A 12810-nucleotide genomic window follows, 5' to 3' on the forward strand; every position below is an offset into this window, starting at 1 on the left:
ACCAGATCGAGGCGATGACGCTGGCGACCAAGATCGCCGTGCTGAAAGACGGGGTGCTGCAGCAGTTCGGCACCCCGGCCGAGATCTATAACAGCCCGGCCAATCTCTTCGTTGCCGACTTCATGGGATCGCCGGCAATGAACCTGCTCAACGCCACCGTCGAGACCGGCACCAGCGGGCTGGAGGTCTCGCTGGAGCGGGCCAATGCCGCGCCGCTCCGGCTGCCGGTGGTCTCAGGCAATCACGGCCTGTCCTCCTATGCCGGCAAGCAGGTGATCTTCGGCATCCGCCCCGAGGCGCTGACTGATCCCGACGGCGCCGACCGCAAGGCGCGTTCGCTGACCGAAGGCGACTGCCTGATCGAGGTGGTCGAACCGGCCGGCTCCGATACCTTCGCCGTCACCAAGCTCGGCGGCAAATCCGTCGTCGCCCGCCTGCGCGCCGATGCCGGCATTGCTCCCGGACAAAGCACACGCCTTGCCTTCAATCTCGACAAGGCCGTGTTCTTCGATCCGCAGAGCCAAGTGCGGATCGTGTGACGGCCAGGTGCTGATATGAGCCGTTCACCAGACATCGTCATCATCGGCTCGGGCGTCGGCGGCTCCACCGTCGCGGCCGGCCTGGCAGCGACCGGCGCTGAGATCTTGATCCTCGAAGCCGGCGATCATATCGCCGACCTTCCCGTCAATCGCGACCAGCGCGCCATCTTCCAGCGGGGGCATTTTCGCCCGAGGGAAATCTGGTACGAGGCGGACGGCAAGGGGTTCAATCCCGGCAATTATTACAATGTCGGCGGCAATTCGAAGTTCTACGGCGCCGTCTTGTCACGCTACCGCAAGGAGGATTTCGACGTCATCCAGCATCGTGAAGGCGTGTCGCCGGCCTGGCCGTTTCCTTATGAGGAGCTGGAGCCGTGGTACTCAAAGGCGGAGCAGATGTACCAGGTTCACGGCAGCCTGGGCGAAGATCCCACCGAACCATTCCATTCGGCTGGCTACCCGTACCCGCCCGTGCCCGACGAGGCGCCGATCGCCGACATCCGGGCGCGCCTCAAGGAAAAGGGCCTGCATCCGTCTTCGTTGCCGCTCGGCCTCGACCTCGACGCCTGGCTCTCCAAGGCACCAACGCCATGGGATGCGCATCCGAACGCACGCGACGGCAAGATGGACGCCGAGACCGCCGCCCTTGCTATGGCGCTGAAACATGAAAACGTGCGGCTCGAAACCAATGCGCGGGTGACGCGGCTCGACACCGGGGCGGGGAGCCGGATCGGCCGGGTCACCTATGTCCAGAATGGGCAGACGCTGACGGTTTCGCCTGAGATTGTCATCCTTTCGGCTGGCGCGGTCCAGTCGTCGGTGCTGCTGCTGCGTTCTAGGAACGAGCGTTTCCCAAGAGGGCTGGCGAATTTCTCCGACCAGGTGGGCCGCAACTTCATGAACCACAATGCCTCCGCCGTCATCGGCGTTTCGCCACTATTCAGGAACACCGCTATCTACCAGAAGACGTTTGCCTTCAACGACTTCTATCTCTCTGACGGGGAGGGAGGACCGCCGCTCGGCAACGTCCAACTGCTCGGCCGCATCTCCGAAAAGGTTCTCAAGGGTTCGCTGCCGCAGGCGCCGGAATGGCTGCTGCGTTTCGTCACCAACCATGCGATCGACTTCTATGCGATGAGCGAGGACGTTCCCAATCCCGAAAGCCGCGTCATGGTCGATGGCGATCGGATCATTCTCCAATGGCAACGAACCAACTGGGACGCGCATCTGGCGCTCGTCGCCAGGCTGAAGGCGATCCTGAAGTCGATCGGATTTCCAATCGTGCTGTCGCGGCCCTTCGACAAGCGCACGCCCTCGCATCAGTGCGGAACGGTCCGCATCGGAAACGACCCCGCGACGGCGCCGCTGGATCCCTACTGCCGTTCCTATGATCACGAAAATCTCTTCGTCGTCGACGCCGGTTTCCTGCCGACATCGGCCGCGGTCAATCCCGCGCTCACCGTCGCCGGCCAGGCGCTCAGGGTTGCCGATCACATCGCATCGAAGGACTTGCAGGCATCAGCAGATCCACTGGCGTCGGCCGGGCACAAATAGGACGGTAAAATGGGCTTCGACTATATCATCACAGGCGCCGGTCCCGCGGGATGTGTTCTTGCAAACCGGCTGAGCGAAGATCCTGATGTCAGCGTCCTCCTGCTCGAAGCAGGCGGCGGCGACTGGAATCCTCTCTTTCACATGCCGGCCGGCTTCGCCAAGATGACCAAGGGCGTGGCCAGCTGGGGATGGGAAACCGTTCCCCAGAAGCACATGAAGGGCCGGGTGCTCCGTTATACCCAGGCGAAGGTCATCGGTGGCGGCTCGTCCATCAACGCCCAGCTTTATACGCGCGGCAATGCCGTTGATTATGACCTCTGGGCCAATGAAGACGGCTGCGAGGGCTGGGACTACCGCTCGATCCTTCCCTATTTCAAACGTGCGGAGGACAACCAGCGCTTCGCCGACGACTACCACGCCTATGGCGGCCCGCTGGGTGTCTCGATGCCGGCGGCACCGTTGCCGATCTGTGACGCTTATATCCGCGCAGGCCAGGAACTCGGCATTCCCTATAATCACGATTTCAATGGTCGCCAGCAGGCGGGCGTTGGATTTTATCAGCTGACGCAACGCAATCGCCGCCGGTCTTCGGCGTCGCTCGCCTATCTCTCGGCGATCAGGGACCGGAAGAATCTGACGGTGCGGACCGGCGCGCGTGTCGCTCGCATCGTGCTGGAAGGAAGCCGTGCCGTCGGCGTCCAGATCGCCACGGCGCGCGGCGTGGAGATCGTCCGCGCCGAACGTGAAGTCCTGGTTTCGTCGGGCGCGATCGGATCGCCGAAGCTTCTTCTGCAGTCCGGCATCGGGCCGGCCGATCATCTCAAATCGGTGGGCGTCAAGGTGCACCACGATCTGCCCGGTGTCGGCGGCAATCTGCAGGATCACCTGGATCTTTTTGTCATCGCCGAATGCACCGGCGATCACACCTATGATGGCGTTGCAAAACTCCACCGCACGCTTTGGGCCGGCATTCAATATGTTCTGTTCCGCACCGGGCCGGTTGCCTCCTCGCTGTTTGAGACCGGCGGTTTCTGGTACGCCGATCCCGATGCGCGGTCTCCCGATATCCAGTTCCATCTTGGGCTCGGATCGGGCATCGAAGCCGGCGTCGAGCGGCTCAAGAATGCGGGCGTGACGCTCAACTCCGCCTATCTGCATCCGCGCTCGCGGGGAACAGTGCGGCTGTCATCGTCCGACCCGGTTGCTGCGCCCTTGATCGACCCCAATTACTGGTCCGATCCGCACGACCGGACGATGTCCCTGGAGGGGCTGAAGATCGCCCGAGAGATCATGCAGCAGGCGGCGCTGAAACCCTATGTGATGGCCGAAAGGCTTCCGGGACCGAAGGTCATGAGCGACGAGCAGCTGTTCGACTATGGTTGCGCCAATGCCAAGACCGACCATCATCCTGTGGGCACCTGCAAGATGGGAACGGGGACTGAGGCGGTTGTCGGGCTGGATCTCAAGGTCCATGGCCTCGAGGGCCTCAGGGTCTGCGATTCCTCGGTCATGCCGCGTGTGCCGTCCTGCAATACCAACGCTCCGACGATCATGGTCGGCGAAAAAGGATCGGACCTCATTCGGGGTCTGCCTGCGCTGCCGTCGGCAATCTTCGCCTATGAACGCAACGATACCAGGCCTCGGGCCCGCGCCGAAATCCGCTAGGGAGTAACGACAATGTCTGAAGTGAGAGTTGCAGTGCTTGGTGCCTCGGGCTGGATGGGCAAGGTCCACACCATGGCCTATCAGACCTTTCCGCATTTCTTCGGCGTGTCGGACGGAACGGCGCGGATCGTGGCGCTTGTCGATAGCAACCCTGACCAAGCCGAGGATATCAGCAACAGGGCGCCGGGCGCCAGGATCTATCAGGACTGGAAGCTGGCGGTGGCCGATCCCGAGGTCGATCTGATCGATATCTGCCTGCCTGACCACCTTCACTATCCGGTGGCCAAGGCAGCCTTGCTGGCCGGCAAACATGTCTACTGCGAGAAGCCATTAGCCAACACCGCCGATGAAGCGCGGGAACTGGCCGAGATCGCCAGAGAGAAGGGTGTCATCACTCGTGTCGGACACGCCTTTCCCCGCAATCCCGTCCATGATCTGGCGAAAGACATCATAGATTCCGGCGAAATCGGCGAGATTAAGCTGTTTCGCGGCTGCCAGCATGTCGACATGTATGGCGATCCGAACGCGCCGTTCATGTGGCGCGCCGACGGCAAGCTGGCGCCGACCGGGATCGTCGGTGATACCGGCTCGCACATTTTCAGCTTCATGGATTTCCTGGTCGGCCGCGTCAGTTCCCTGATCGCCGACAATCTCATCGTCACGCCGCGCCGGCCCGTCGTCGAAGGCCTTGCCTATGGCGAAGAGGTGAAACTGACAGGCAACGAGGAATGGGCCGATATCACCAACCCCGACGCCACGAACCTGCTTTGCCGCTTTGCCAACGGCGCCGGCGGCATCGTCGATTTCAGCCGTGTCGCAACTGGCCGCAAGTTCATGCAGACCTACGAAGTCTACGGAACCAAGGGCAGTATCGCTTATAGCTATGACGAGATAAACCGGCTGCGCTTCTATTCCAACGACGACCGGACGGGACGGCGCGGCTTCCGGGAGATCGACGTAGGGCCGGAAAATCCCACCTTCAGGGCTTTCCTTCCGCTGCCGAATTTCGGCATCGGCTATAATGAAAGCAAGATCATCGAGGTGGCCGAGGTGATCCGCTCGATCGTTGCAATGAAACCGATGTGGCCGACCTTCGATACGGGCCACCACATCTGCCAGATCGTCGACGCATGCATGGAGTCCTCCCGGCAGAAGCGCTGGGTCGACATCCCGCTGGGTTGAACGAGATGGTCAAAGCTGTTCCGCAGGAAATTCTCGACGCGCTGACCGATGTCGATATGCCCAAGCTTCCCCCCGAGGCCGTCGCATCGGAAGCGATCCGGCTCGCCGGCATCGAAGTGCCGGTCTATCGCGCCGGCTGTGTCGTCGTCGGATCGGGTGCCGCAGGTCTGCGTGCGGCGGTGGAAATGAAGCGGCGCGGCGACGACGTCGTCATCGTCAGCCAAAGCGCCTGGGGTGGAACCTCGGCCTGCTCGGGATCCGACAAGCAGACCCTGCACACAGCAAACACTGCCGATCAGGGCGACAATTACAAGGCGATGGCCCGCGCCATCCGCAGCGGCGGCGCGATGAACGAGGACACCGCCTATGTCGAGGCGGTCGGTTCGTCCCGAATGATGGCGTCGCTGCAGTTCCTCGGCCTGCCGCTGCCTCAGGATCCGCTGGGGGGAACGCTGAGATACCAGACCGATCATGACGAGGTCGGCCGCGCCACCAGCTGCGGCCCGCGCACCTCGCGCCTGATGGTCAAGGTACTAGCCGAGGAAGCGATCCGACTGGGGGTGCCGTTCTACAACCAGACCACCGCGGTCAAGATCCTCACCGAAGGCGAGGGAGCGGACCGTCACGTCGCCGGCATGCTCGCCATGCGCGCTGGCGACCGTACGGAAGAGAACCCGCTGGGCATTGCCTTGTTCGTCGCTGACGTCATCGTGCTTGCGGCCGGCGGACCGGGCGAGCTCTATCGCGACAGCGTCTATCCCAATGGCTGTTTCGGCTCCCTCGGATTGGCGCTCGAGGCAGGTGTCGAACTCGTCAACCTGACAGAAAGCCAGTTCGGCATCGGAACGCGCAGGGAAGGGTTCCCGTGGAATCTGTCGGGCACCTACGTCCAGGCGATCCCGCATATCTACTCGGTCGATGCCGACGGCGCCGAACACCATTTCCTGGCGCAATATTACCGCACGACGCAGGAGATGGCGTCGAACGTCTTCCGCAAGGGTTATCAGTGGCCATTTCATGCAACGCGCATGCTGGATTTCGGCTCGAGCCTGGTGGACCTCGCCATCACATGCGAAACCGCCGCGGGGCGGCGTGTCTTCATGGACTTCAACCGCAATCCGCTGCCGGTGCCGGGCGACCTGCCGTTCAGCTTGCAGAGGCTTGACGAAGACGTCCGCCTCTATCTCGGCAAGGCCGGCGCCGACCACGACATGCCGATCGATCGGTTGAAACACATGAACCCGCTCGCGATCGAACTCTACCGCCGCTACAAGATCGACATTGCCGTTGAACCGCTAGAATTCGCCGTCAACAATCAGCACATGAACGGCGGCGTGATGGTCGACACCTGGGGCCGCAGCAATCTCACCGGCTGTTACGCTGTTGGAGAAGCAGCCGGCACACACGGCGTGACGAGGCCCGGTGGAGCAGCACTCAATGCCGGCCAGGTCTTCGGGACCCGGGCGGCCGAGCACATCAGCGCGAGTGGCAGGGCGAAGCGTGCCGCCACGGGCGATATGTCAGGTGTCGCAGAGGCCGGCATCACAGAACTCCTCGCGGTTCTTCGCACCGGGAGCCCCTTTACGGTCAAATCGATCCGCCCAGACGTGCAGGCGCGAATGAGTGAGAAGGCCGGCATCATCTGCGATCAGCAGAGCGTCGCCCGGGCCTTGATCGAGGCGCGAAAGTTGAATGCCGACATTCGCGCTCATGGCGTCGCCTACGGGCGTGCAGCCGAGGCGGTCCGCGGCGTGCAATGGCGACACATGGCGCTCGCCTCGGAAGCGGTTCTCAGCGCGCTCGACTTCTTCATTCGCAACGGCGGCGGCAGCCGTGGAGCACGGGCGATCTGCGACGCTGAGGGCGAATCCCTTCCACAGGCGAGCGCAGGCCCATTAGAGGAATATCGCTTTCGCAGGGAACGCGAAGCCGATCGGAACGAACAGATCGTCGTGCGGCTCGACGGCGATGAAGTCAGGCTGTCGACGCGTGCAAACCGCACTTTCGATGAGAGCGCCAGATCCTTCTTCGAGCGGGATTGGCCGGCCTGGCTGACAGGCCGCATCTATGATCTCGACGCGGATATCTGAGACCGCCCCGCGGCGAGCAGTCAATCGGGATTCGAAACTGGGGGCGGAACCCGGACGCGCTCTGTATCGTCGGAGCCCTCGGCGATAGCTTCCTCGCTTCTGCGCACCCGCCTCGGTGGATCCTTGCCTTCGACAGGCTTCGGCGACAACTGGTCATCCGCCTGGATTTCGTCGGTGTTCAGATAATTCTTGCTCTCGTTCATAACGGTCACTTCCCTTTGCAAGGAAACTCCCGGCGATATGACGAGGTTCCCTCGTTCCTATGGGCGCGGCGCCTGGGCATCGCGGCTCATACCCCGGTCCGAACTTCGGGAATGTCGAGTTCGATCATGACGGGCGCGTGATCGCTCGTATGCTCCCAGCCTCGCGGTTTTCTTCGGACGGTCGCCGATCGAAGCCATGGCGCGACGGCGGGACTGAGCAGGAAGTGGTCGATCCGCAGCCCGGCGTCGCGCTCGAAGCTGTTGCGCCAGTATTTCCAGAAGGTGTAGATACGCTCTCCCGGATGCAGATGCCTGACGGCGTCGGTCCAGCCCTGGCCGACGAGATCGGCATAGGCCTTGCGAACCTCCGGCCTGAAAAGCGCGTCGTCCAGCCAGCGCTCCGGCTTGTAGACATCGATCTCCGTCGGCATGACGTTGAAGTCACCGGCCAGGATCGCCGGCACATCCAGTTCGAGCAGTTCGGCGGCGTAGTCGTGCAAGCGACGGAACCAGCGGAGCTTGTAGTCGAACTTGGCGCTGGGGAATGGATTGCCGTTCGGCAGATACAGGCATCCGATCACCATGCCGTCGATGACAGCCTCGATATAGCGGCTGTGGGTGTCGTCGGGATCGCCGGGAAGACCGCGCCGCGTCAGGATCGGTGTCTTGCCCCTCGCCAGGATGGCAACGCCGTTCCAGGATTTCTGTCCGTGCCAGACGGCGCCGTAGCCGGCCCGTTCGATCTCCTTTCGCGGAAACCCGGCATCGTCGGTCTTCAGTTCCTGGAGGCAGACCACATCGGGGGCGTCCTCCTTCAGCCAGCGCAACAGGATGGCCAGCCGTCCATTGATCCCGTTGACGTTATAGGTCGCGATTTTCACGGGGCTCTCGGACGACCAGGCCGGCTGCTCAACGCGTCGCGCCGAAGACGAAGGCGATGCTGGCGACGATCGCGACCGCGGTCAGCGGCTGCCGGCGTATGCGATCCTCGAGGTCCTGGACCAAGCTGCGCGCTTCCGCCTTTGCCAGGCGGGCCGTTCCGGAAGCGAGTTCCGAAGCGGATTCCGCCACTCGGCCGGCTTCTTTCTGAAGCGCGCGCCGTTCGCCGCGATCGCCGTCGAAGCCTGCCGAGGAGCCGCCGGTTTCGCCGGTCGCGTGCAGGGCTCGGTCGACGAGAGGAAACGTCTCGTCGAGCCTGGTGGGATCAGGCTCCCGCTTGACGCGCTCAGCCGCCTCGATATCGCTGCGGCCAGCCGGAATCGAGGTGTGGGTGGCCGACACTGGGTCGGAGGCCGGGAAGGTGCCCTCGATACCTCTGTCGAGCTCACCCTTTCGAGCCTTCCTTTGTTGCTCTGCCTGCTCTTTTCGCAGCGACTGGACTGCGGGGGATTCGTTCGGGTCTACCATCGGGGTTTCCTCTGTTGCTCTTCGACAATCAAAATCGGCGACGAGGAAAGAAGTTCCAGAAAAATGCATCGTCCTAGTGGGGCGATGTATTGACGAGGAGGCGAATATCGCCAATGGCTCGCCGCGCAATAAGGTGCAGGCGACAATCTTTCGGATATTTCCTCGCTCATCGCCTCGGCAACCCGGCGGGCGGGACCAAAGTCCTGCCTGATCTGGTACCTAGGTCCGGTTGCATTTGGTCGCCGGAACGGCGAAAATTGCCGCGCATCGGATAATGCGTAAGAGACGGCGTAGAGTGGACGAGGCGATGACATGATACTCTCGAAACGGGATTTCCTGAGATTGGGCGGCAGCGCGGCTGTTGCCCTCGTCGCTGCCTCGTCGCCGGCCACATTCAATCTCGACGGCTCCCTTCCTGTTCTGGCGATAGAACGCGCCCAGGCCAAAGACGGCAATAACGGGAATGGCAACGGCGGCGGCAACGGTAATGGAAACGGCAACGGCGGAGGAAATGGCAACGGCGGCGGTAACGGCAACGGGGGAGGGAGCGGCAACGGTAATAGTGGCGGCAATGGAAACGGCGGTTCGGGGAATGGCGGCGGTGGAAGTTCCGGCAATAGTGGCGGGTCCTCTTCCTCTGCTACTGGGGCCTCACAAGGATCGGCGGCAAGAGCGACCGAAGCGTCCGATGGATCGATCGACGTCCGCCACGCGAACGGCATTACCGAAACCCTGCGGCGTGGCCGCTACGTGATGAAGGACGGAAAGGGCCGGACGATCATAAGCCGGCAAGCGACGGCAAACGATGCCCGCCGGCTAGGCCGCTACCTTCGCTAAAGGCCGCAAAGCGTGATGCGGTCAATTCCTGGTCTAGCGCTGTTCGCGCCATTGGAGAGCCGCTTCAGTCCTGTTCGAGACGCCGAGTTTGCTCAGAATCTGTGTCATATGATGCTTCACCGTCTTTTCCTGCAGGCTGAGACGCAAGCCGATATGCTTGTTTGACAAGCCCTGAGCGACCAGATCCATTACTTCGCGTTCCCGAGGCGTCAGACTGTTCTTGTCGGGCGCGCCGCCATTCAAGGAATTCTCCATGACCTTCGTCGACATCGTCGGCGAGATATACCGTGATCCGCTCAGCACCGTCTGGATGGCTTCGGCGAGACCACGCGAGCCGACACCTTTGAGAACATAGCCCATTGCGCCCCGTTGCAGGGCTGCCATCAGCGTGTCCACCTCCTCGGACACCGTCAACATCAGCACTTTGGTTGCCGGGCTCAGCGTCAGCACGTCACTGATCGCCGACAGTCCACCGCCGGGCATCGACACATCGAGGAGCATGATGTCGGGACGGTTGGTCGACGCGATCATTGCCGCATCATCGCTGCTGGCGCCTTCGCCAACGACGGAAAAGCCTGTGATTTCCGACAGGCTGCGGGTTACGCCTTCGCGAAAAAGCGGATGATCGTCCACGACGCCGATGGTGATGGATGTCATTTCTAATCTCCCACTTCCATAGGCTCGAATGTCATGGTCACCGTTGTTCCTCCTTCGCCGGTCTTGACGTCGAAGGAACCTCCCAAGCTGTCGATCCGTTCGCGAAGTCCGACCAGGCCGAGGCTCGCCGGCCTCACCTCCATCGGGTCGAAGCCATCGCCGCGGTCGCTGACCTCGACATCAACATGACCATTGTGCGAGACGGCTTTTACCGACTGCTGAATACCGCCGCCGTGGCGATAGGCATTGTTCAAGGCTTCCTGAACGAAGCGATAAATACAGATCTTTACGGCAGGCGCGGGTTCGGGTCCATCATCGTCGATAATTGTTTCGACACGGGTTTCGGTTTTGCGCTGATGCGCTTCGACCACCCGGGTTACGATCTCGGTGATCGAGGATTTCTCGATCTGGGGGAGTACCAGTCCGCTGCAGATACTACGGATCTCGGTCATCGCCTCGGCAAGGCTCGAGCGTATCCACGCAAGTTCCTTTTCGCGCGCTTCGGGCGGGGTCGACGCATTGACCAATAGATCGCTGTCCAGCCGCAGTGAGGCATAGGCAATGTGCTGGGCCGGGCCGTCGTGCAGATCGGCGCCGATGCTGCGCAGATATGTTTCGTTCAGCGCCGCCACGCGCTGGGAGGCGCGCTGAAGCCGCCGCTGCAGCCCGCGGTTTTCCGCCAGCAGCGCAGACAGGTCGCTGACCCGTTCTTTGAGATCCTTCCGTTGCGCTTCGATCGTACGGCTGACCCGAAACACCAGGACGGCGAGAATAAGGAAAAAGATTGCTGTGAGAGCGGCGACCGCGGCCCAGCTCCGGAGCCTGGCATGCGCCAGACTGTCGCTCAATCCTTCTGCCGTCTCGTAGAATTCGATGACGGCGACCGCCTGTCCGGACCATGGCTGGAGCACAGGATTGTAGATTTCCATCAGCGGCTTGCCGAGGGCGCGCTCTTTGTCGCTTTCAGGATCGTCGGCGATTTCGTAGCGCGCAACGAGAGACCCTGCGAAGGCTTTTCGAAGCTTGTCGTTGACCGCAAACGTCTTGCCGACCAGCCCCTTTTCGTTCGAGTAGAGGATGGTGCCGTCGCTTCGCCACAGCCTGAACGAGACAAGCCGCCTGCCGAGCGCGCCCTGGCCGAGCGTTTCGTCCAGAGCCTGAGCGCTGCCTTCGTCGAGGAATGATGCCGTCTGCATATCTGGAAGCAGCGGCGCGACCACGCTATCGACATAGAGCGCCGTCGCAGCACCGGAATTGTGGATGACCGCCTCTTCTATGAGATGGGTAACGAGAATGCCCACCAGGAACATGGCGGCAATCGAGATCAATCCACCCGCGACGAAGAACTGGGAGGCGAGTGAGCGGGCATTCCAGCGGCGAAGCCAATTCATTGTGATACCGGTAAGAGCTTTGCCGCCTAACCTATCGCTTCCTCGAAATTTTTCCAGACAGCATCAGGGCAGATCCCTGGTATCGAAGATTTCGGCGCCTCTTATGCTTTTCGTCAATTGGAGCGTATCGCCTGACATGGCTGCACCGAAAACGTAGAGAAGGGCAGCCAGAACGACGACAAGGGCGACGACGGACAGGTTGCAGGCGTCATTGACACGGGATCTGTTAGTCTGGGCCATATCAGGATCTCCTTCACCCCTTCGAAACGACGCGATAGGGCGCGCGTTCCACCGCCGGGACTTCGGTCTGATGGGCCTGGGACCTAGGTCCGAGCCCCGTGGACCTCAGCAGATTCAGTCATATTTCAGGACTGAATGGCTCGAGGGTTTGGAGATTTGCGAGTGACAATTTCTGCCGATATCGAAGACAGCGCCCACAGCGCATTTGCCCCGCCTCCATTCGAGGAGGGTGTCGCCGACCTTTACCAGACCCTTCTCGTGCCGATCCTCTTTGAGCCCTATGCGGCGGAGATGGCAATTCTTGCCGACCAGTCGAAACCAGGCAGCGTTCTCGAGGTTGCGGCAGGGACGGGCGCCTTGACACGAGCGCTGCGTGCGACGCTTGATCCGCCAACGGAGATCGTTGCCACCGACCTCAGCCAGGCGATGATCGACATCGGCGCGCCGTCGGTCACGCTGTCGCGGACACACTGGATGCACGCCGATGCCCAAAATCTCCCATTCGCCCCCGAAATGTTCGATCTCGTCATCTGCCAGTTCGGCGCAATGTTTTTTCCGGATAAGGTGAAGGCCTATAGCGAGGCTGGAAGAGTATTGCGCGGCAAAGGCCGCTTTCTGTTCTCGACGTGGGATTCACTTGCGGCCAACGACTTCGCAAGATGTGTGGACGAATGTCTGGCGGGCATCTTCCCCTCCGATCCCCCGGATTTTCTCAGACGCCTGCCATACTCCTACTTCGACCCCGGCCCGATCAAGGCGCAGATGTCGTCGGCAGGGTTTGAGGCAGTGACCTGCGACCGGCTCGAATTGACCTCCGTCGCGAGCGGCGCGCACGACGTGGCACGCGCCTTCTGCCAGGGCACGCCACTGCGGGGGGAGATCGAATGGCGGGCGCCGGAACGCATGTCCGAGATCGTCGACGAGGTGGCGGAGCGAGTGGAAGCGCGGCAAGGAGCTTGTCCCAGCGGCAGTATGAGCGCGCTGGTCGTCACCGGCCACGCTGCGTAATTGCCTTCGGCCCAGGCCGGCGCATTAATCACACAAT

The 12810-nt window shown here is 61.9% G+C and carries 12 protein-coding genes and 1 pseudogene; 7 read left to right on the plus strand and 6 right to left on the minus strand.

The window, feature by feature from the left end:
* From RLEG4DRAFT_RS17845 to RLEG4DRAFT_RS17865, 5 genes and pseudogenes are all read left to right on the plus strand, one after another.
* A pseudogene (locus tag RLEG4DRAFT_RS17845) lies at positions 1 to 539 on the plus strand (TOBE domain-containing protein); the annotation flags it as partial.
* 15 nt (positions 540 to 554) lie between these two features.
* Positions 555 to 2093 (plus strand): GMC oxidoreductase, encoded by a 1539-nt coding sequence (locus RLEG4DRAFT_RS17850; RefSeq protein WP_003578706.1) that lies wholly within the window; start codon positions 555 to 557, stop codon positions 2091 to 2093.
* Between the two features lie 9 nt (positions 2094 to 2102).
* Entirely contained in the window at positions 2103 to 3758 is a 1656-nt protein-coding gene (locus RLEG4DRAFT_RS17855; protein ID WP_003578708.1) for a GMC family oxidoreductase, read from the plus strand.
* A 12-nt stretch (positions 3759 to 3770) separates the two neighbouring features.
* The gene (locus RLEG4DRAFT_RS17860; protein WP_003578710.1) at positions 3771 to 4940 is read left to right on the plus strand and encodes a Gfo/Idh/MocA family protein; all 1170 of its coding nucleotides are present in this window, start codon (positions 3771 to 3773) and stop codon (positions 4938 to 4940) included.
* A gap of 5 nt (positions 4941 to 4945) precedes the next feature.
* Positions 4946 to 7030: an FAD-dependent oxidoreductase gene (locus tag RLEG4DRAFT_RS17865; protein WP_003578712.1), complete on the plus strand. Its 2085-nt coding sequence runs from the start codon at positions 4946 to 4948 to the stop codon at positions 7028 to 7030.
* 20 nt (positions 7031 to 7050) lie between these two features.
* On the opposite strand, the gene RLEG4DRAFT_RS17870 is transcribed toward RLEG4DRAFT_RS17865, so the two are convergent.
* From RLEG4DRAFT_RS17870 to RLEG4DRAFT_RS17880, 3 genes are all read right to left on the minus strand, one after another.
* Entirely contained in the window at positions 7051 to 7233 is a 183-nt protein-coding gene (locus tag RLEG4DRAFT_RS17870; protein WP_037093830.1) for a hypothetical protein, read from the minus strand.
* An 86-nt stretch (positions 7234 to 7319) separates the two neighbouring features.
* Positions 7320 to 8114 carry an exodeoxyribonuclease III gene (gene xth, locus RLEG4DRAFT_RS17875; protein WP_003578717.1) on the minus strand — a complete coding sequence of 265 codons (795 nt, stop codon included), beginning with the start codon at positions 8112 to 8114 and terminating at the stop codon, positions 7320 to 7322.
* A 28-nt stretch (positions 8115 to 8142) separates the two neighbouring features.
* Positions 8143 to 8640 carry a hypothetical protein gene (locus RLEG4DRAFT_RS17880; RefSeq protein ID WP_003578719.1) on the minus strand — a complete coding sequence of 166 codons (498 nt, stop codon included), beginning with the start codon at positions 8638 to 8640 and terminating at the stop codon, positions 8143 to 8145.
* A gap of 312 nt (positions 8641 to 8952) precedes the next feature.
* On the opposite strand from RLEG4DRAFT_RS17880, the gene RLEG4DRAFT_RS17885 reads away from it, so the two are divergent.
* On the plus strand, positions 8953 to 9477 hold the full coding sequence (locus RLEG4DRAFT_RS17885) for a hypothetical protein (RefSeq protein WP_003578720.1): 525 nt from the start codon (positions 8953 to 8955) through the stop codon (positions 9475 to 9477).
* Positions 9478 to 9510: 33 nt separating this feature from the next.
* Here RLEG4DRAFT_RS17885 and RLEG4DRAFT_RS17890 read toward each other — a convergent pair whose 3' ends face one another.
* The 3 genes from RLEG4DRAFT_RS17890 to RLEG4DRAFT_RS40900 all read right to left on the minus strand — a co-directional run bounded on the left by RLEG4DRAFT_RS17890 (position 9511) and on the right by RLEG4DRAFT_RS40900 (position 11765).
* On the minus strand, positions 9511 to 10134 hold the full coding sequence (locus RLEG4DRAFT_RS17890) for a response regulator (RefSeq protein WP_003578722.1): 624 nt from the start codon (positions 10132 to 10134) through the stop codon (positions 9511 to 9513).
* 2 nt (positions 10135 to 10136) lie between these two features.
* Positions 10137 to 11525, minus strand: coding sequence for a sensor histidine kinase (locus tag RLEG4DRAFT_RS17895; RefSeq protein WP_003578723.1), 1389 nt, complete (start codon positions 11523 to 11525; stop codon positions 10137 to 10139).
* A gap of 63 nt (positions 11526 to 11588) precedes the next feature.
* On the minus strand, positions 11589 to 11765 hold the full coding sequence (locus RLEG4DRAFT_RS40900; RefSeq protein ID WP_003578725.1) for a hypothetical protein: 177 nt from the start codon (positions 11763 to 11765) through the stop codon (positions 11589 to 11591).
* 162 nt (positions 11766 to 11927) lie between these two features.
* Here RLEG4DRAFT_RS40900 and RLEG4DRAFT_RS17905 point away from each other — a divergent pair, with 162 nt between their 5' ends.
* Positions 11928 to 12773: a class I SAM-dependent methyltransferase gene (locus RLEG4DRAFT_RS17905; protein WP_003578727.1), complete on the plus strand. Its 846-nt coding sequence runs from the start codon at positions 11928 to 11930 to the stop codon at positions 12771 to 12773.
* Positions 12774 to 12810 lie beyond the last annotated feature (37 nt).

This window comes from Rhizobium leguminosarum bv. trifolii WSM2297 (assembly GCF_000271845.1).

Coding starts and splice junctions, on each gene's coding strand:
- RLEG4DRAFT_RS40900 (WP_003578725.1), bottom strand. CDS start 11,765: ATGGCCCAGACTAACAGATCCCGTGTCAATGACGCCTGCAACCTGTCC.
- RLEG4DRAFT_RS17865 (WP_003578712.1), top strand. CDS start 4,946: ATGGTCAAAGCTGTTCCGCAGGAAATTCTCGACGCGCTGACCGATGTC.
- RLEG4DRAFT_RS17860 (WP_003578710.1), top strand. CDS start 3,771: ATGTCTGAAGTGAGAGTTGCAGTGCTTGGTGCCTCGGGCTGGATGGGC.
- RLEG4DRAFT_RS17870 (WP_037093830.1), bottom strand. CDS start 7,233: ATGAACGAGAGCAAGAATTATCTGAACACCGACGAAATCCAGGCGGAT.
- RLEG4DRAFT_RS17880 (WP_003578719.1), bottom strand. CDS start 8,640: ATGGTAGACCCGAACGAATCCCCCGCAGTCCAGTCGCTGCGAAAAGAG.
- RLEG4DRAFT_RS17890 (WP_003578722.1), bottom strand. CDS start 10,134: ATGACATCCATCACCATCGGCGTCGTGGACGATCATCCGCTTTTTCGC.
- RLEG4DRAFT_RS17855 (WP_003578708.1), top strand. CDS start 2,103: ATGGGCTTCGACTATATCATCACAGGCGCCGGTCCCGCGGGATGTGTT.
- RLEG4DRAFT_RS17895 (WP_003578723.1), bottom strand. CDS start 11,525: ATGAATTGGCTTCGCCGCTGGAATGCCCGCTCACTCGCCTCCCAGTTC.
- RLEG4DRAFT_RS17850 (WP_003578706.1), top strand. CDS start 555: ATGAGCCGTTCACCAGACATCGTCATCATCGGCTCGGGCGTCGGCGGC.
- RLEG4DRAFT_RS17885 (WP_003578720.1), top strand. CDS start 8,953: ATGATACTCTCGAAACGGGATTTCCTGAGATTGGGCGGCAGCGCGGCT.